Source organism: Flavivirga spongiicola (assembly GCF_030540825.1).
GTDB classification, from domain to species: domain Bacteria; phylum Bacteroidota; class Bacteroidia; order Flavobacteriales; family Flavobacteriaceae; genus Flavivirga; species Flavivirga spongiicola.
This window is the reverse complement of the sequence record NZ_JAUOEO010000001.1, coordinates 2933542-2952255: the sequence shown is the minus strand read 5'-3', so window position 1 is coordinate 2952255 and position 18714 is coordinate 2933542. Positions and strand designations below refer to the sequence as shown.

9 protein-coding genes and 1 pseudogene are annotated in these 18714 nt (G+C 35.4%); 2 read left to right on the top strand and 8 right to left on the bottom strand.

Annotated features, from left to right (window positions below):
* Positions 1-69: 69 nt before the first annotated feature.
* From Q4Q47_RS11795 to Q4Q47_RS11780, 4 genes are read right to left on the bottom strand one after another with little or no spacing between them, the layout of a single operon-like run.
* A complete protein-coding gene (locus tag Q4Q47_RS11795) occupies positions 70-1659 on the bottom strand; it encodes a sulfatase family protein (RefSeq protein WP_303306859.1) in 1590 nt (529 codons plus the stop codon).
* A gap of 30 nt (positions 1660-1689) precedes the next feature.
* Positions 1690-3126 carry a sialate O-acetylesterase gene (locus tag Q4Q47_RS11790; RefSeq protein WP_303306858.1) on the bottom strand — a complete coding sequence of 479 codons (1437 nt, stop codon included), beginning with the start codon at positions 3124-3126 and terminating at the stop codon, positions 1690-1692.
* A 49-nt stretch (positions 3127-3175) separates the two neighbouring features.
* A complete protein-coding gene (locus tag Q4Q47_RS11785; protein ID WP_303306857.1) occupies positions 3176-5548 on the bottom strand; it encodes a right-handed parallel beta-helix repeat-containing protein in 2373 nt (790 codons plus the stop codon).
* Between the two features lie 22 nt (positions 5549-5570).
* Entirely contained in the window at positions 5571-7955 is a 2385-nt protein-coding gene (locus Q4Q47_RS11780; protein WP_303306856.1) for an alpha-L-fucosidase, read from the bottom strand.
* A gap of 374 nt (positions 7956-8329) precedes the next feature.
* On the opposite strand from Q4Q47_RS11780, the gene Q4Q47_RS11775 reads away from it, so the two are divergent.
* Entirely contained in the window at positions 8330-8848 is a 519-nt protein-coding gene (locus Q4Q47_RS11775) for a DUF5004 domain-containing protein (RefSeq protein WP_303306855.1), read from the top strand.
* A 185-nt stretch (positions 8849-9033) separates the two neighbouring features.
* On the opposite strand, the pseudogene Q4Q47_RS23920 reads toward Q4Q47_RS11775, so the two are convergent.
* Positions 9034-9304 (bottom strand): annotated as a pseudogene (locus Q4Q47_RS23920) (transposase); the annotation flags it as partial.
* Between the two features lie 548 nt (positions 9305-9852).
* On the opposite strand from Q4Q47_RS23920, the gene Q4Q47_RS11770 reads away from it, so the two are divergent.
* On the top strand, positions 9853-12408 hold the full coding sequence (locus tag Q4Q47_RS11770) for a T9SS type A sorting domain-containing protein (protein WP_303306854.1): 2556 nt from the start codon (positions 9853-9855) through the stop codon (positions 12406-12408).
* Positions 12409-12695: 287 nt separating this feature from the next.
* On the opposite strand, the gene Q4Q47_RS11765 is transcribed toward Q4Q47_RS11770, so the two are convergent.
* The 3 genes from Q4Q47_RS11765 to Q4Q47_RS11755 form a co-directional block, all read right to left on the bottom strand.
* Complete coding sequence (locus Q4Q47_RS11765) at positions 12696-13868, bottom strand: trans-sulfuration enzyme family protein (RefSeq protein ID WP_303306853.1); 1173 nt, start codon at positions 13866-13868, stop codon at positions 12696-12698.
* A 137-nt stretch (positions 13869-14005) separates the two neighbouring features.
* Positions 14006-17407 (bottom strand): bifunctional aspartate kinase/homoserine dehydrogenase I, encoded by a 3402-nt coding sequence (gene thrA / locus Q4Q47_RS11760; RefSeq protein WP_303306852.1) that lies wholly within the window; start codon positions 17405-17407, stop codon positions 14006-14008.
* 17 nt (positions 17408-17424) lie between these two features.
* A complete protein-coding gene (locus Q4Q47_RS11755; RefSeq protein ID WP_303306851.1) occupies positions 17425-18699 on the bottom strand; it encodes an O-acetylhomoserine aminocarboxypropyltransferase/cysteine synthase family protein in 1275 nt (424 codons plus the stop codon).
* Positions 18700-18714 lie beyond the last annotated feature (15 nt).

Here is an 18714-nt window from a genome sequence, read left to right as displayed (position 1 = left end):
TGTACCAGTACACATATATCTATCGTTATATTTTTCACAAATCTAGCGGATTTTTATTTCTTTATCAATCTAATTTATCCACCATAATTGCTTCCAATGTGCACCAGTATCATTTTGTTGATTAACACCAGGAGTGCTCCTTCCATTAGTAATTTGAAGTGTCAATAAACTCTTAAGTTCTTCTACAATCTCTGGAAAATCATTCTGTAAATTACGCGTTTCACTCGGATCCTCTTTCAAATTATACAGCTGAATTTCAGGAAGCGTATCAATCACCTTTTTATTATTAGGTCTGGGAAAACTCCATCCACCAGAACCTGGGCACATAATTAATTTAAAGTCCCCTTTTCTAATGGCAAAACTTCCATTGATAGAATGGTGAATGGTTCCTTTTCTGAAGGTATTTCCTTTAAAACTCTGAGTTAATAGAGGCATCATATCAAAACTATCTTCAGCCTCTTGATCATTCAAATTATAATTGGAAATTGAAGCGGCAGTGGCTGCAAAATCAGTTGTACAAATGGTTTGATTATTCACGGTTCCTGCCTTCACACTATTTGTCCATTTTACAATAAAAGGCACTCTATGCCCTGCTTCAAAAATATCAGCTTTATGCCCTCTATATTGCGCACTGGGATTGTGTCCTTTTTCTATCAACCTTTTAAAATTCGCTTGTGGAGAACAGCCGTTATCACTCGTAAAAACCACCAGGGTATTCTCTTCAATACCCGATTTTTTCAATTGTTCCAATAATTGTCCCATATAAGCATCTACCAACATCACAAAATCTCCATAAGGGTTGTCCAATCCACTTTTTCCCTGAAATGCTTCCGTTGGTAAAATGGGTGTATGTGGTGATGGTAAGGGCAAATACAAAAAGAACGGTTTATCTTCTTTCGCCTTTTCTTCAACATAAGAAATAGCTCTTCTAAAGAAATTAGGCGTCACATCTTCATGCACAAAATCATCAGCTGTCAAACCTTTTCTCCAAAACCCTTGCCCCTCATTCACCGTTGTCTTTGTTGGGATCATCGTAGGCATGCCGTTTTCGACATACACATAAGGTGCCATATCTAGCGACCCGCTATGACCATATGAGTATTCAAACCCAAGTTCTTTTGGACCATTGGTTATGGGTTTTGAAAAATCAATTTCTTTTACATCATCTTTTGGACTCCAGCCTTCCGACAACGTATCTTGGTCATTTTTTAATGCCCAATCCCAACCTAAATGCCATTTTCCAATATATGCAGTGGTATATCCTTGCTTTTTCAATAAAGATGCTATCGTAGTTCTAGAATTAGGAATCAACGCTTTAGATTTTCCACCAAGAACACTTGATTTCAATCTCGACCTCCAATTATAGCGACCGGTTAAAATTCCATATCTGGTAGGTGTGCATACCGAAGATGATGTATGCGCATCAGTGAATTTCATCCCTTCTGCTGCCATTTTATCAATATTTGGAGTTGAAATCTTACTGTCCTTATTAAAAGCAGTAATATCTCCATATCCCAAATCATCGGCTAATACATAAATAATATTTGGCTGTTTTTTAGCAGGGCTTACTTGCTTCACTTTTTGGTTCTTATTACAACCAATCATAAGCATAACCGCTAGTATTCCAATCCCAATTTTATTTACATTTCGGACTCTCATATATCTATTCCTTAAATTTATTTTTTCTTTTTATTTTTTCTTAACACCCCAATCATCGGTTCTAAAAGCCGCTGCCGGCAAACCATGACTGTTGTATAAGTTTGGCAATGCCGTTTCGGTAAAAGCAAAACGCACTGCTACTGGTTTTTTTACTTTTTTTGATTTTAACTCTACCCTATTTCCGTAAACTTTCACTTTGGCTGGATAGAATTTTTTATCAGCCCCTGCTATAAAAAATTCCTTCACTTCTTTTCCTTTTACTTCTAAACCTTTTCCTGTAAAATCAAATGTTACGATGGCCTTACTCTTTTCAATTTTTAATGACTTATATATGGGTCCACTGTAGGCTATATCTTTTACTCCATAGGTTTTCGCAAGCGCCCACAAAGCCAAACGTCTTCCTACTTCTTGTTTATTGGTAGGGTGAATATCTTTAAGGTTTCCAATATCATTGGTAACAGCCATTCCTGTATTCTCAACTGTCTGCATAGTTTTCAATTGTGCTTCACGCACATATGCAGCTTCCAAATTGGTTTCAGAATTATAATTATATGGTGCTATTTCCACAAAATAAAATGGAAACTCCTTTTTCCAATCTTTTCGCCAAGAATTTATCATCATTGAAAATGCTTGGTGATAATATTCCGCATTCACTCTATTTGATTCTCCTTGATACCAAATAGCACCTGCTACATCAAAATTAATCAATGGATGAATCATGGCATTATAAGCTAAAGCCTCATTTCTCGGTCGCCATACATTCTCAGGAATACGATCTATACTTTTTACAAGTTCTTTCTTCTGTTGTATGACTTCTTCTGGAATCCACACTTCCACATTAGTTCCACCCCAGCTTGAGTTAATTAATCCAACCGGAACATTTAAATCTTTATGTAATCTTCTACCAAAAAAATATCCAACAGAACTAAAATTCTTCATGGTTTCCGGAGCGCTCTCTACCCATTCTCCAAAGGAATCATCCTGGGGATACTTTGAAATGTGTTTTGGGACTGAAAAAAATCGAATATTTGAATACGTAGCATTTGCTATTTCCTTTTCAGCATTGTCCAATCCATGAAGCGGTGTCCATTCCATATTCGATTGCCCGGAACAAATCCATACTTCCCCTATTAGTACATTAGTTAAAATTATCTTTTCATGTCCTTCAATAGTTACGGTAAATGGTCCACCTGCTTTAGGCGTAGGTAATTTTAAAGACCAAGTACCTTGATAAGCTTCAACGGTTATTTTTATGTTATCCCAAGATCCTGTAACAGAAATTTTCTCATTTGCTCTTGTAGTCCAACCCCAGATTGTGGCTTCAGAATTTTGTTGTAAAACCATATTATCTGATAATACAGAAGGTAACCAAATTTTTGCCTGAGCATTCAAACAACATAAAAAGAACACATAGGCTAATACTATTTTTCTAAGAGGCTTGGTAGTACTGTTTACAACAAAATTCATAAGTCTGATATCTTTAATTATATATTACACCAATTAAACTTCAATAGGTTTATTTTTTTACATTAACGATTAAATCCATTGGTTTTTGGTTTCTAAAGATTTTAAAGTTAATCTTTCCTTTCCAATTATGCCCTTGGAATACTCGCATTAAATCTTGAATCTGATTTATTTCTTCGCCTTCCCCGGCAATAATGACATCCCCAGCTTTTAAAGTTGATGCTGCCAAAACGGTTTCTTTTGCAATTTTTAAAATCACAACTCCTGCCGTTTTATTTAAACCTGACGCTGATCTTTCTTCAATCGTTTCAATATTTTTAATCGTAGCACCTAACCAATTCATAGTGATTGATTCTTCTGATTTGTCATTTTCCACAGACCAAATCACTGGCAGTTCCGGCGTTTTGGCGATTGCTTTTAAACTTGGTTTTTGCACACCAAATTTATCCATCGGAATATTTTGAAAGCCAATTTTAAATGCCGGTGAATTTTTTGCAAGTGTATAATTCCCAACCTTCGGGTCTTCAAATAATGGGTTTCCAAATACACTATTAGCATCTGTTCCATTTTTTTGTGCCTTTTGTAGTGCTTTTTCATTTGGAAATAAATTAGAGTCTACATCTTTTCCCCAACCACTTAAACGAATATCTTTATAATCGGTCATCATCACATTTTTTCTAAATACATCGCCACTTTTTTCAAACCAAACATGAGGGTGAAAACTATTATTCACCATAATATTATTCTCAACCGTACGATAAAACCCTTCTCGTAGCTTAATTCCACCGTTTAAACATACATTATTCGAAACTATATAGTTTGAAGAGCCATCATCCAAATCAATATCCCAACCATGGTCACAACGAAACCTGTTAAATTTAATTTCAGTAGTATGAATGGCATCCCAATATGGCATTTCCGGATTATCGGTAGTTAATTTATTCATCACCGATCTATTCGGGTGCCAAAAACGATCTCTACCCCATGAATTAAACGCGCCATGATCAGAAGTTTCTAAAACCGTATTAAACACATCATTGTATTCAATAATATGCCCACCCCAAGTTCCTTCACTCACATTAATTCCCGCTCGCGGAATATCATAAATGCTATTAGAACGAATGGTAATATCCATGGCCATGGATATCTGTACTCCAGCCACCTGTTTTTCCACACGACCAATTCTATAAATCAAGTTATCGTCAACAATACAATCACTTGGATACAAATCGTTGGCTGGTCCTTTAATAGTATCCATTTCTGCCAAAGGCACATATTCTCCATACTGAAATGATGGTGATCTTACAGCACTAGCATCACCAACAAAACTTACCGCGGTGGCACCGCTATCGTGAATGTGATTCCCTTTAATTATGACTCCTCTATTGTATTTACTCACAAAAATTACGTTTCCTCCTAAATTGGTAAACTCACAATCTGTTATCGATATGTTTTCTGAATTTTCTATAAATACGGCGCCTCCTCTATAAATAGTCCAATCACTTCTTAACAAAGGTTCGTACGTTTCCATTAGTGTTCGTTGTGCATGCTCAAATTTAATTCCAGTGATCTCAATATTCTTAACAGGATTTTTTTCATCACCGACAATTGCAACTAAATGCTTTAAAGTTATCCCTTCTAATTTTGCCTTTTTTATAGACATAGTTTCCGTTGGCCAATAATATAAAAGTTGATTTTCCTTATCTAAATACCACTCGCCTGGACTATCCAATTCTTCAAATACATTTTCAACCATTCTATATTTATGATGCATTTCAGAAGGTCTATTATTCTGATGGCCTGCCGTTAACTCCAAAGTTCCATCTTCATTTGCTTTCGTCACTTCATAATGAAATCCACCCCATTCACCTCTATGCATCGCATGAATGACCGCTCCTTTAGGCTGCTTCCAAGTTTTAACACGTTCAGGATCTATAGCATCTGCTGCGTGCCCTTGCCAGTGCCCTCCTTTTTCGTCATAATTTGGATAACGCGCCAATATTTGTTGTTTACCATTCACAAAAAATTGGTCAAACTGAATCTGACTATTCACTTTAGCAACCAAAATTTGATCTTTGTATGCCTTCCATTCTAAGTCTAACTGCTGAGATCCTTTTACAACGACCTTATCAACTCCAGCACCAACAATTTTCACGCCACTTAAAGCAGCATTGAATTGAATCGATTTATCCAAACGATATTCACCCTCTGAAACATGAATGATAATTTGAGTTTGAGCATTCTCCTTTTTATAGGCCAATGCTTTGTCCAAAGCCTCCTGAATTGTAAATAGTGGTGAGTCCTGAAATCCCGTATTTTGAGAACTTCCCATGGGGCTCACATATATTTCCTGAATTGAGGTTTTAGAACAAGCATTAATGAGTAAAATCATTAATAAAGTAGATACAAGTATTGTTTTTTTCATTTTTTATAGTTGAGTTGTTCAATTAATTTTTATCTGTGACATAATAAGCACTCATAGACTTTATTTGAGGTTCTCTATCTGATTCCAGTACTTTTAATCTGATACGACTAATCTCAACATTTTCAAACTGTTCAATTCGTTTTTGTCCAATACTTTCTCCTTGAGACAATACTTTCCATTTTCCTTTAACAAATCCTTCTAACGAATAAACACGAACACGTTCTCCCAAACGAATATCCTCTTGAATAATGACATGATTAATTACAGTTGGGTTTTCTAATTTTAAGGTTACTTTTTTTCCTTTTCCAGAAGTAAAAGCAATGGGAGTTTCAAACCTTCTTTTAATTTCATCACCCCATTCTTTTAATCGAATCACATCTCCTTCTGGCATTAAACCATCTGGATTTGGGGTCAACCCTATAATTAGCGTAGAATTTCTTCCGATAGATTTATAATACATATTCATTAAATCCTCCAAAGGAAAAATATGTGCTTCATCACCAGGCTCCCAAAACCATTCATGGCGACCATTATAACCTCGCAATGGTGCATCAGACATCGCAGGTACCCAAAACGCTCCGTTTGGATCTCCTTGCTTTAATAACTTAAAATTGTCTTTTGCAATATTCTTTTTAGCACTTTCTCCCGCTCCTGTAACAGGATAAGGGAATGTTGCCCAGCTTGGGTAACTCACTATTCCTGATTCAGAACCGCCCCATCTTGCTTCTGCCAATTGCCCATTGTGATAAAACAAACAGTTTGGTTGATATTTTCTAACGATAGGTAAAACGTCTGGTGCTCCATTATCTGGATGATCTGCACCTCCATCAAACCATATTTCAAAAAGTTCTCCATATTTGGTACAAATCTCTTTGACCATGCCTTCAACCATTTGGTTGTAATACTTCTGACGATTTTCTTTAAAAGCACCTTCACCATTCACCTTAAAATCGTGAACTCCCATAAAAGAGTTCCAGCGAATCCCAAGATAAATTCCTGGTTTTATTCCGTACTTTCTACAAGATGCAACAAAGTCTGCTACAACATCACCTTTTCCACCCTTCCACTTTACTGCTTTTACGCTATAAGGGTTAACTTCCGACTGAAACAAAGCAAACCCTGTTTCATGGGTTGCTGTTAATATAGCAAATTTTGCACCGGCGTCTTTCGCTGCCTTCACCCATTGATCTGTATCTAAGTTTTTAGGATTGAATATTTGATAATCTGAAACAGGGTCAATTCTATTACCACCTTGCCCATATTTTATGCCATCAAACACATGTAAATCATAATGATACACGACTCCCAATTCAGCCTCTTGCCAAGCCAATTGTCGTTTATTAGGTTTGGGGAATTCCGGTTTTTCAATAGGAATAAAAACAGTGTAGGATTCATTTCCTTTTTTTATTGCCAAACTCAATACCGTGGGTTCTCCATTCTCAGTAAAAATAAAAGGGCGCTCCATACGCTCTGGCTTTAAAGTCGATCCATCTTCTAATTGAACCGATTTCAATTTCAGAATATGATCATTAGCCTTTTTCCAATTAATCCCATCTTTCGATGTCACCAAACCAATAAATTTATGTGCATGAAAAACGCCATAAAAACGCTCCCGTTTTTTATCATACCAAACCGACATATCTTCAGTATCCATATAATCAATTACCGGTTTCTCTTGAATTTCAAATGGTCCCGTAGGACTGTCTGAAATAGCAATGGCTTGATTTCTTACAAAACCTGTTACATCAGGTTTATCACCTTTTACAACCAAATGGTATGTCCCATTTTTATCTTTATCTATGGCGGGGTTTACGGTCAACGTTTTAATCGGTCCCGAAGGTTCTATTAGTGGTTGGTCCATTCTTTTCCAGGGACCATTTATTGAATTTGAAACAGCAACACCAGTTCGTTGATTTGGACGTAATACCTTCCAATTTGGATGGCTGTAACCGACCTTTGAAGTTTCTATCAACTCTTCTTCAGAAATTATTTTATCGCCCATATTAGTAGCGATATAATACAAATAGTATTTCCCCTCAAAATATTTAATCTTCGGATTATGGGCTGTGATGGCATCCCATCGATTTCCCCCCACTCCTTTTAAAGCAGTCTCTTTATATTTCCATGGACCTGCCGGACTTTTAGATGTAGCATGTGCCACTTCAGAATGTGTTAACCATCCATAAAAAGAATATTTCTTTTCCCATCGGGCATAGAACAAATGATATTTCCCATCATCTCCTTTAATAATGGAAGCACCCCAATTAAAATAGCCTTCTGTTTTAAAAATATTATCTGCAGAAATATCTGCAAAATCATTATACAAGCGTAAATCATCAGTACTTTCTTGAGAAAACCCAATAATTGTAATAAACAACATAAGTATTCTGGTAATAAATCTTTCCATTTATATTCTTTTCATGTTAATTATCAAGCAAAATGTCCTTATATATAAGGAATCGCTTTTAAAGCGAGGTGCATCTTCTAAAGATTTTTTTATTGGCTACAATTTATTTATTTATACCGACAATAACTTCCTAATTTTCTACCATCCTTGATACTATTTTGCTACATAAAAACCATAAAATACTATAATTGATTTTTATTAAAGTACAAATTGAAAAGCTTTAGCTTCACTATTAATTATCTGCCCATAACAAAATAGCAAAGCAAACAATATTTTCAGTCATTGACTTTTTTTTAAAATGACCTCAATCTTCACGCAACTATTTTAAGATTTCGACATCTACTTATTATATTAAATATTAAAACTAATTGAACATGAAAAACCCAAATGCACTACTAAGCAGCTTATTGGCAGTTGCCCTATTGACTATTAGCTGTAGCAATGATGATAATAATTGTACAGAAGACTTAACTGGAGCACTAAGCGATAAAGAAACCTCATTTGCCCATAAGTGGGTTTTATCAGCCATCGTTTCAGAGAAAGAAATAGATTTAACCGATGATAATGAAGATAACCCAAGCACCAACATATTTGATCAATACTCAGACTGCGAGAAAGATGCTTTCTATGATTTTAAAAATGATAGATCCTACCAGTTTAGTCAAGGACTAAACGCATCTAATTGCAACAATAAGCAAACATCAAGTGGAACCTGGAAGTTAACAGAGAATTCTTTAGCCCTAGTAAGTTTCTGTAATCTACGAATAATTAACATTGAATTTAATACAGATACTACTTCGTTCTCCGTTGATGACAATTTCATTTTTACTGACGTAAATGACAATCGTATCAATAGCAAAACCAAAATTACCTATACTAAGGTTGCTATTTAATATATAATAAAAAGGTATTAAATCTGAGATCCCGCTTCGTGTACTGAACTTATTTCAGCACACGAAGCGGGGTTAGCCTGTCACACAATGAGCGTGAACTAATAAATTTATTTAGAAACTTCTTTTAATATTTTTGTAACGTTTGTTCCAACTCTTGCATAATATCTTCAGCACCTTCCATGCGGCAGATCCTTACCAATATATCTCTTGTCGGCAAAGAGCTTTCTTAATATTTTATCTAAAACGGTTCTTTTTCCAAAGGACTTCTATCATCTTCGCTGGCCTGTTTTATAGTAAAATTCAGGATTTCTCCTTTGTCGTTGATGATCATGAAATTTGAAACCATGGAACCAGCCCATTGTGAATCTACCTATGCTCACACTTAAAAACCTTGTGAGGTGTGGAAATATTGGTTTTACAAACCCTAATTAGTGAGAGGTCTATAAATGAAATCCCTTATGCTTGTCTAAACAGTATGTTTTCAAAATAGGGATCGCATAAGGTTCTTCTACACGAGCACTACAAATCGATGATATGTCGTTTTTTCGATAATTCATTACATATTCCACATTTTTTTAACATAAAAATAGATAATACAAAATATTTGTGTAACTTTAAAGTAGATTATTTTAGATGGATCTTTAAATTAAAGATTAGAATTCAGTATTTTAATTTACTAAAAATCTATCTTTTTTACTGCTAAATTATACCTAAACCACCAATCAAACTTAGGTTAACCAGGTTTATAATAAAAATGTTATAGCCGTTCTACTGGTTACAGAGACAAAAATGAAATTGGTTTAATTTTTAAGGATGCTAATTAATCATGATCATCTTCTCTCCGATGATCCAAAAAAGATTGATTATGCAAAAATCACATGCTATACACTAACAACTATGTGAACTGAATACCATTTTTTAAAAGAAATAGGTAAGGGAAAGGTTAGAGCATATTATAAATATGCCTTGCCATTTAATCAAAAAAAACTTTAAAACAAACCAAAATGAAACACAAACACCTATTATTACCATTATTGTTGGTCATTTCCTTTATGGCACACACACAAGAAAATCAAAACAAAGCTTTTTATCATGGAAAGATATCATCTGTAGAGCATATTTCTTCTATGTTATCAAGACCCAATGATCTTATCCCCCCTGACAATTCAGTTAGAGAGGCAAAAGATAAAAGATCATTAGGAAATCAAGTTATTTCTGGTAAAGATCCCCAAACGACAAATGATTATTATGTAAGAAATAAGCATGAAAAGGAACAAAGTATGCAAAGAGCCCCTGCCAGTCTTGTTTTTGACACCTACTCATCAAATTCTCAACCTACAGATCCTTCCATGGCCGTAGGTCCTAATCATGTGATGGTGGTCTATAATACAGGGTTTATGATTTATGATAAATCTGGGAATCAATTGTTAGGTCAAACTGCTCCTAATCCGGCTATTTTCCCTTCGGGTGGATGTTGCGATCTTACAGTATCCTATGATAATGCAGCTGACAGATGGGTACTTTCGTTTCTGGGATCTGGAGCTCAGGTAGCAGTTTCAGATGGCCCTAACCCATTAACAGCTGGATGGTATATATACAATATCTCAGCTATAAACGATTATCAAAAACTATCTATCTGGAGTGATGGTTATTATATTACCGATAATACCGGAAGCTCTAATAAACTTTGGGCATTAGAAAGAGATGTTATGTTGGCAGGAGGTTCTGGAGCACAAATTATTGGATTTAACCTTCCAGGGATTGTAACCAGTGGCTTTTTTAGTCCGCAAGCATTAAATGTTACCGATGGTAATTTACCGGCTCCAGGAGGTGCTACTATAGTCTATCTACAGGACGATGCTTGGAGCGGGGTATCTCAAGATCATATTAAAGTTTGGACTGCTAACCTAAATTGGAGTAATCCAGGAAGCTCAACGATCTCAAACCCTCAGGAAATCAATACAACTCCTTTTATTAGTGTTTTTGACGGTGGAAGTTTTGTTAATTTAAGTCAACCTGGAGGAGGTTCTTCTATTGATGCATTGCAAGCAACTATTATGAATCAAGCTCAATTTAGAAAATTTGCAACTTATAATTCGGCGTTATTTAATTTTGTAGTTGACACAGATGCTGGTTCAGGTGAACTGGCAGGAGTACGTTGGTACGAGTTTAGACAGAGTGGGGATAACCAACCCTGGTCTTTATATCAGGAAGGCACCTATACTGCGCCAGATGGAAAACATGCCTGGAACGCGAGTCTTGCAATGGATGGACAGGGCAATATAGGAATGGGATACACGTCTATGTCGGGGCCTACAACTTCAACAACGGTTAGGGTTAGTTCTTATTTTACCGGCAGATTGAGTTCTGATCCATTAGGAACAATGACCAGTACAGAAGAACTTATCGCAAATGGAAATGGAAATTTTAGTGGCACTCGATATGGGGATTATAGCAAGATTGATGTAGATCCGTCGGATGATGCTTCGTTTTGGTTTATTACCGAGTATATCAACGGTAGTAGAAAAGGTGTTGTTGGAAAATTTCAAATTGAAGCTGGTACTCCTGATACTGAAGCACCGACAAACCCAACTAATTTGGTTGCCAGTAACATGACATCTAGTGGATCAACACTTAGTTGGACCGCATCCACAGATAATGTAGGCGTAGCTCGCTATAATATCTCTATAGGTGGTACTGCTGTTGGTACTTCTACAACGACGACTTTTAATGTTACAGGCCTTTCTCCTTTAACCGCATATGTTGCTTCTGTAACCGCTCAAGATGCTGCGGGGAATGTTTCAGGAAATGAAACTGTTTCGTTTACTACAATTGCTAACGATATTAATTATTGTGACTCTGCGAGTACAAATGTAAATGATGAATTTATTAGCAATGTTCAGTTAAATACTATCAACAATAGTTCTAATGCACAATTTTATTCAGATTTTACTTCAATTTCTACAAGTCTAAGCGAAGGTCAAACATATACTGTCACGGTTGTCCCGACTTGGACAGGAACCACATACTCTGAAGCGTATGCCGTTTGGATCGACTACAATAATAATGGGGGTTTTGATGATACAGGTGAATTAGTTTGGTCTAAAGCCGCTTCAACTGATGCTTCTAATAGTGGATCTTTTACAGTTCCTAATGGAACTTCTCAAACTTCGGTTAGAATGAGAGTTTCAATGAAATATAATGGCATTCCAACCTCTTGTGAAACTTTCACTTGGGGTGAAGTAGAAGACTACACAATTAATCTTGGAACTGGAAGCTCAGTTAATGCTAATGTAAAAGCATTGAGGTCATTCACTGAAACCTCAAACAAAAATATTAACATGTACCCTAATCCAACAAATTCAAGGTTAACTATTGATATTTTGGAGAATGATTTTGATGAAGTTACAATATTTGCACCTACGGGAGCGATCGTTAAAAAGGTAAACCCAAGTGCTGGTTCTCATACTATTAATGTGTCCCAATTTACGACAGGTATGTATTTTGTAAGGTTTGTTTCTAAAAGGTTGGCTATTACCAAAAGATTTATCAAGCAATAACAATCTTCTCATTATAATTATTAAGAGGTCTAAAAAGTAATTTATTTTGTCATTCAGAGCACTTCGACTTTAGTTCATGCTGAGCGCAGCCGAAGTACTCAGTACAGGCTATAGCGAAGAATCTTATTAAAAATTAAATCTAAAGATTAGAATTTAAAGAGATTCTTCAGTCGTTCCTCCTTCTGAATGACACTTTTTAGACCTCTTTTTGTAATTATTCTGAATGTATGTACTTCAAAAAATATAGACCCAAATATTCTGTTTATGATTACTAAAACAAAAAACGATTAACCCAAAGCCTGCTCTAAGTCTCCAATAATATCATCCACATGCTCCAAACCAACAGACACTCTAACTAAACCATCCGTGATGCTTACTTCCAGTCTATCTGCTTCAGATAATTTACTATGAGTTGTTGATGCTGGATGTGTTACAATACTTCTTGTATCTCCTAAATTAGCAGACAATGAACATAGTTTAATAGCATTTAAAAAGCTACGTCCGGCTTCAATACCACCTTTAACTTCAAAAGCAACAATATTACCACCTAGTTTCATTTGTTTTTTAGCCACTTCGTATTGCGGATGTGATTTTAAAAATGGATATTTTACCCAATTCACCTTTGGATGATTTTCTAAAAACTCAGCTACTTTTAAGGCATTTTCACAATGCTTATCCACTCTTACCGCAAGCGTTTCTAAACTTTTTGATAGCGTCCACGCATTAAATGGAGATAAGGCTGGTCCTGTATTTCTAGCAAACAAATAAATCTCTCGGATTAGATCAGCGTTACCTACTGCAACACCTCCTAAAACACGTCCCTGACCATCCATTAGTTTTGTTGCCGAATGAATCACCAAATGTGCTCCATACTTTATAGGCTGTTGTAAATAGGGTGTTGCAAAACAGTTATCAATAATTAAGATTAGGTTATGCTTTTTAGCAATATCTCCTAACAGCTCTAAATCAATAATATCAATTGCAGGATTTGTTGGTGATTCCGCATATAGAATTCTTGTTTTTGATGTAATACAGCTTTCAATAGTCTCTGGTTTATTGATATCGAAATATGTTGTTTCAATATGCCATTTAGGTAGATATTTTGTAAACAAGGTATGTGTAGATCCAAAAACAGAGCGCGCAGACACAATATGATCGCCACTGTCTAACAATGCCGCAAAGGTTGAAAATATCGCAGCCATTCCCGTTGAAAATGCATAACCGTCTTCTGCACCTTCCATACGACATACTTTCTCTACAAACTCTGTGGTGTTAGGGTTTGTAAAGCGACTGTATATATTACGCTCCTTTTCTTCAGTGAAAGACGCTCGCATATCCTCGGCATCTTCAAAAACAAAACTTGATGTTAAATATAGCGGACTTGTATGTTCTAGAAATTCGGTACGCTCCAATTGCGTACGAATGGCTTCTGTTTCAAACTGTTTTTTTTCTTTGCTCATATTTTTTATACTTCCTTAATTTGGAATCAAGATGCTAGACCGCTACGCTTCTAGAACTAAGACTTGATTTGAACCAGCTTCATGTCTATTCTCTAGTTGTCTATGTTCTAGACTCTTCATGCTTAATTCCAATATTTTTAATTAATATGCTTAGACAACCTTAAAATATCTCCAAAAACACCTCTTGCTGTTACTTCAGCTCCGGCTCCGGCTCCTTGAATAACGATGGGTTGCTCTCCATAAGACTCAGTGAAAATCTCAAAAATAGCATCCGATCCTTTTACATGACCTAATGTGCTGTCCTCTGGAATAGATACTAACTTCACTTCCAAATTCCCTTTATCTTGAGATAAATCTCCAAATAAATCACCTACATATCTTAGCACATGACCTGCTTTCTGTTCGTCTTTTATTTTTTGAAATGCTTCATCCAAAACATCCAGCTGTTTTAAAAATTCCTGAACTGAAATATTTTGATAGGCTTCTGGAATTAAATTCTGAACTCCAACATCTTCAAATTCGTTATGCAGATCTAACTCTCTTGCTAAAATTAATAGTTTCCTGGCAACATCATTTCCAGAAAAATCTTCTCTCGGGTCTGGTTCTGTAAAGCCTTTATCTATCGTCTCTTGAACAATAACACTAAACGGTTTATCCTGAACCGAAAAATTATTAAATAAATAGCTTAATGTTCCTGAAAAAACACCTCGTATTCTGGTAATATTTTCTCCAGATTCATGCAATAATTTAATTGTATCAATCAGTGGTAAACCTGCACCGACCGTAGTTTCATAAAGATATTCCTTATTGTGTTCTTTTAACTGGCCTCTTAAGCCTTTATAAAAATCATGAGAAACCGTATTGGCTACTTTATTAGAAGATACTAAATCAAAACCAGCTTCAACTAAGGGTATATAATTTTCATGAAATTCTGCACTCGCTGTATTATCAACAGCTATTAAATTTTCTAAATGATGAGCTTTAGCAAAGCTTATAATCTCTTCAATAGAACTTTCTTTCGATGCAGATTCTATATCGCTTTTCCAGCTTGAACTAACACCATTTTTGTCTAAAAGGAGTTTTCTGGAATTAGCAATGGCGAAAACATTTAAGTTAATGCCTTTACGATTTTCAATATCATCTTTAGATTTCAATATCTGGTTGATTAAGGCTCCACCGACACCTCCATGTCCAAAAATGGCAATATTTATCTTTTTTGAAATTCCGAAAACCTCTCCATGAATAACATTCATGGCTTTGTGTAATTGATTCTTTTTAACCACCAAGCTTACATTTCTACCTGTCACTGTATTATTAAACAATAAGGGGGTAATCTGGTTTTTAATCAATGCATTAAATGGTTTATGGAATGAACTTAATTCAATCCCTATAATTGAGATGACAGAAACGTCATCAATTATTTCAATTTTATTAACGTCTTGTGCATAAAAATCGTTTTCAAATTCACGCTCTAGTGCAATAACTGCTTGAGTTGCTAGTTCTGCATTTATAATCAATCCAATACCTCTCTCTGAAGATCCTTGGGAAATAATACTCACACTAATATCATGAATACTTAAGGCTTTAAAAATTCTGGCATCCACCCCAATCTTTCCTAATAAACCGCGTCCTTCTAAATTTAATAATGCTACATTATCTAAAACCGATAAGGATGTTACTTCTTTAGAACTTGGTTTTGCTGTAATTAAAGTCCCTGCATCATCTGAATTAAAGGTGTTTAAAATGCGAAGGTTAATATTCTTTTCTACTAAAGGAATAATGGTCTTCGCATGTAAAACATTTGTTCCGAAATTAGCTAATTCATTTGCTTCACTAAATGACAATTCTCTAATTTTTTGCGCATCGGCAACCAAATCTGGATTTGCCGTATAAATGCCATTTACATGTGTATAATTTTGCAGCTCTTCAGCATCCAAATAATTCGCTAATAAAGCGGCTGTATAATTACTTCCATTTCTACCTAAAGTAGTCGTTTCATTCTTCGAATTAGATGCTATAAACCCTGTGACAATATTAACGGTATCACCATTATTTTGTTTAAAATAATTTCTAACATTATCTTTAGTTAATTGCGAAATAGGCTGTGCATTACCAAAGGCATTATCCGTTTTAATTAATTGTCGCGCATCTGTAGCTTTTGCTTTAATACCGCGTTGAATAAGTAATTCTGAAAGCAATTTAACAGACAACAACTCACCTTGAGCCAAAATTTCATCTTTCGTTTTTTGACTGCAATCGCGTAATAAGCTAACCCCTTCAAAAAGTTTATCAAGGATTGAAAACTGCTCAGAAAAGTCTATTGTTTTTAAGGGTTCTTTTTGGTACGCCTTAAAGGCTTCTAATTCGTCTTGAAAAGCCTCTCCGTTTAAAGCTCTATTTAAAATTTCCTCTAGTGCATCTGTAGCGTTTCCTCTTGCAGATACAACAGCAGAAATTCTTTCACCATTATTAACTTTACTTTCTATAATGGAAATAACTTTATTCAAGCCATCACCGTTTGCTAAAGATTTTCCTCCAAATTTTAGTACTTTCATTTTTCTTTTTTTAGAATCTGGCACAAAAATGCCTTCTATGATTTTTTCTAATTGTTCATATTCCATTAAAAATGCATCGTGCCCATGGACTGAATGTATTTCGTTGTAGGTCACATTTGGATGTGTCAACGCCAATTGTTTATGAGTTTGCCTGTTTTCTTCTGCCGTAAAAAACAAATCAGAATCTACACCTACAATATGAATGTTAGCATCGATACGTTCCAAAACATTAAAATCGTTGGCTCTGTTTTTAGTAACATCGATCGTTTTTAATAATTGATTCATCAGTTTATATGCTGATAATTGAAAACGTTCTTGCAGTTTTTTGCCATGATGTAGTAACCAACTTTCTACATTAAAAATCTCTAAATCTTCATTTTTAGAACGTTGAAAACGTTCTTTAAATGATTCCGGAGTACGATAACATAACATGGCATGCATTCTGGCATCGTGTACCGGATTTCTTGAGTTTAATAGAAATTGCTCTTGTATTTGACAATTGGCAATTAACCAATCGGTCGATTTCCAATCGGTAGCCACAGGTATCAAATGGGCTGTAACATCTGGCTTTATAGCAGCCATTTCCCATGCAATACCTCCACCTAACGAGCCTCCTATAATAGCAAAAAGCTTATCAATCTTTAGTTTTTTAAGACCTGTTAAAAACAATTTTGCGACATCTCTGGCAACAAAATCTTTATAGTTATCAATGACAAACCCATCAAAACTATTTCCGGGAATATTAAAAGCTAAAACAGTATATAAATTAGTGTCTATGACTTTATCCTTACCAACCAAATCTTTCCACCAACCATCATCTCCGGCAACATGACTATTACCTGTTAAAGCATGATTTACCAAAACTACAGGTGCTGTACCCAAAGTTTTACCAAAAAGTTGATAACTCAGTTTAATTTCTGAGGTCATAACACCACTTTCGGTAGTATAGTTTGGAATTATGATATATGACAATACGTCTTTCATTCGTAATTATTTAGGACTTAAATTTCGCTAAAAGCAGTTTTTAAATCGGCTTTTAAATCTTCTACGTCTTCTATACCAACTGATAATCTAATTAAATCTTTTGTAGCACCGGCAGAGACTTGTTCTTCATCACTTAACTGTTGATGTGTTGTACTTGCTGGATGAATAATTAATGATTTTGTATCTCCAATATTTGCTAATAATGAAAATATTTTTGTTTTATCTGCTATAGTTTTAGCGGCATCATATCCTCCTTTAGCACCAAAAGTAACGATACCACTTTGCCCTTTGGGTAAGTATTTATCTGCCAAAGCTTTGTATTTGCTACTTTCTAAACCTGGATAATTTACCCAAGCAACTTCGTCTTGTTTTTCTAACCACTTTGCAAGTTCTAAAGCATTTTCACTATGTTGCTTAATTCTTACCGGTAGCGTTTCTAAGCCCTGAATGATTTGAAAGGCATTATATGGACTTAAAGCACCACCAAAATCTCTTAATCCTTCTAAAATCAATTTAAAGGTATAAGCAGCTGCACCTAGGGCTTCGCTATAAACTAAGCCATGATATCCAGCTGAAGGCTCTGTAAATTCAGGGAATTTTCCGTTTGTCCAATCAAAAGTACCACCATCAATAATAGCGCCCCCTAAAGAAGTTCCCTGACCACCAATGTATTTGGTAAGGGAATGAATGACAATGTTTGCGCCATGCTTTAATGGATTCAATAATGCTGGTGTGGCTACGGTATTATCAACAATAAAAGGCACACCCGCCGCTTTAGAATGCACAGCAATAGCTTCTAAATCTAAAACATCTAATTTCGGGTTTCCTAAAGATTCCACAAAAAATGCTTTTGTATTATCTTGTACAGCATCCTTAAAATTATCTGGATTGGAAGCATCTACAAAGGTCGTCGTAATCCCTAACCTAGGCAACGTTACACTTAATAGATTATAAGTTCCTCCGTATAAGCTACTAGATGCTACAATATGGTCTCCTGCTTTTAAGAGCGTTAATAATCCTGTTGAAATAGCTGCAGTCCCCGAAGCAAAAACAACGGCTCCAACACCACCTTCAACGGCAGCTAAACGCTCTTGTAGAATTTGATTCGTCGGGTTATTAAGTCTGGTATATATAAATCCTAATTCTTTTAATGAAAATAGGTTTGCTGCATGGTCTGAATCCTTAAAAACATACGATGTCGTTTGATAAATAGGCACGGCTCTTGTACCTCCGTTTGCTGTAAAGTCATGACCTGCGTGTAATGCATTTGTTGCTAATTTTTGTGTACTCATTTTTCTAATTTTTAT

Bases quoted from the DNA above. Each gene is read 5' to 3' on its own strand.
- Q4Q47_RS11795 (WP_303306859.1), bottom strand. From the start codon at position 1,659: ATGAGAGTCCGAAATGTAAATAAAATTGGGATTGGAATACTAGCGGTT.
- Q4Q47_RS11785 (WP_303306857.1), bottom strand. From the start codon at position 5,548: ATGAAAAAAACAATACTTGTATCTACTTTATTAATGATTTTACTCATT.
- Q4Q47_RS11775 (WP_303306855.1), top strand. From the start codon at position 8,330: ATGAAAAACCCAAATGCACTACTAAGCAGCTTATTGGCAGTTGCCCTA.
- thrA (WP_303306852.1), bottom strand. From the start codon at position 17,407: ATGAAAGACGTATTGTCATATATCATAATTCCAAACTATACTACCGAA.
- Q4Q47_RS11765 (WP_303306853.1), bottom strand. From the start codon at position 13,868: ATGAGCAAAGAAAAAAAACAGTTTGAAACAGAAGCCATTCGTACGCAA.
- Q4Q47_RS11770 (WP_303306854.1), top strand. From the start codon at position 9,853: ATGAAACACAAACACCTATTATTACCATTATTGTTGGTCATTTCCTTT.
- Q4Q47_RS11780 (WP_303306856.1), bottom strand. From the start codon at position 7,955: ATGGAAAGATTTATTACCAGAATACTTATGTTGTTTATTACAATTATT.
- Q4Q47_RS11790 (WP_303306858.1), bottom strand. From the start codon at position 3,126: ATGAATTTTGTTGTAAACAGTACTACCAAGCCTCTTAGAAAAATAGTA.
- Q4Q47_RS11755 (WP_303306851.1), bottom strand. From the start codon at position 18,699: ATGAGTACACAAAAATTAGCAACAAATGCATTACACGCAGGTCATGAC.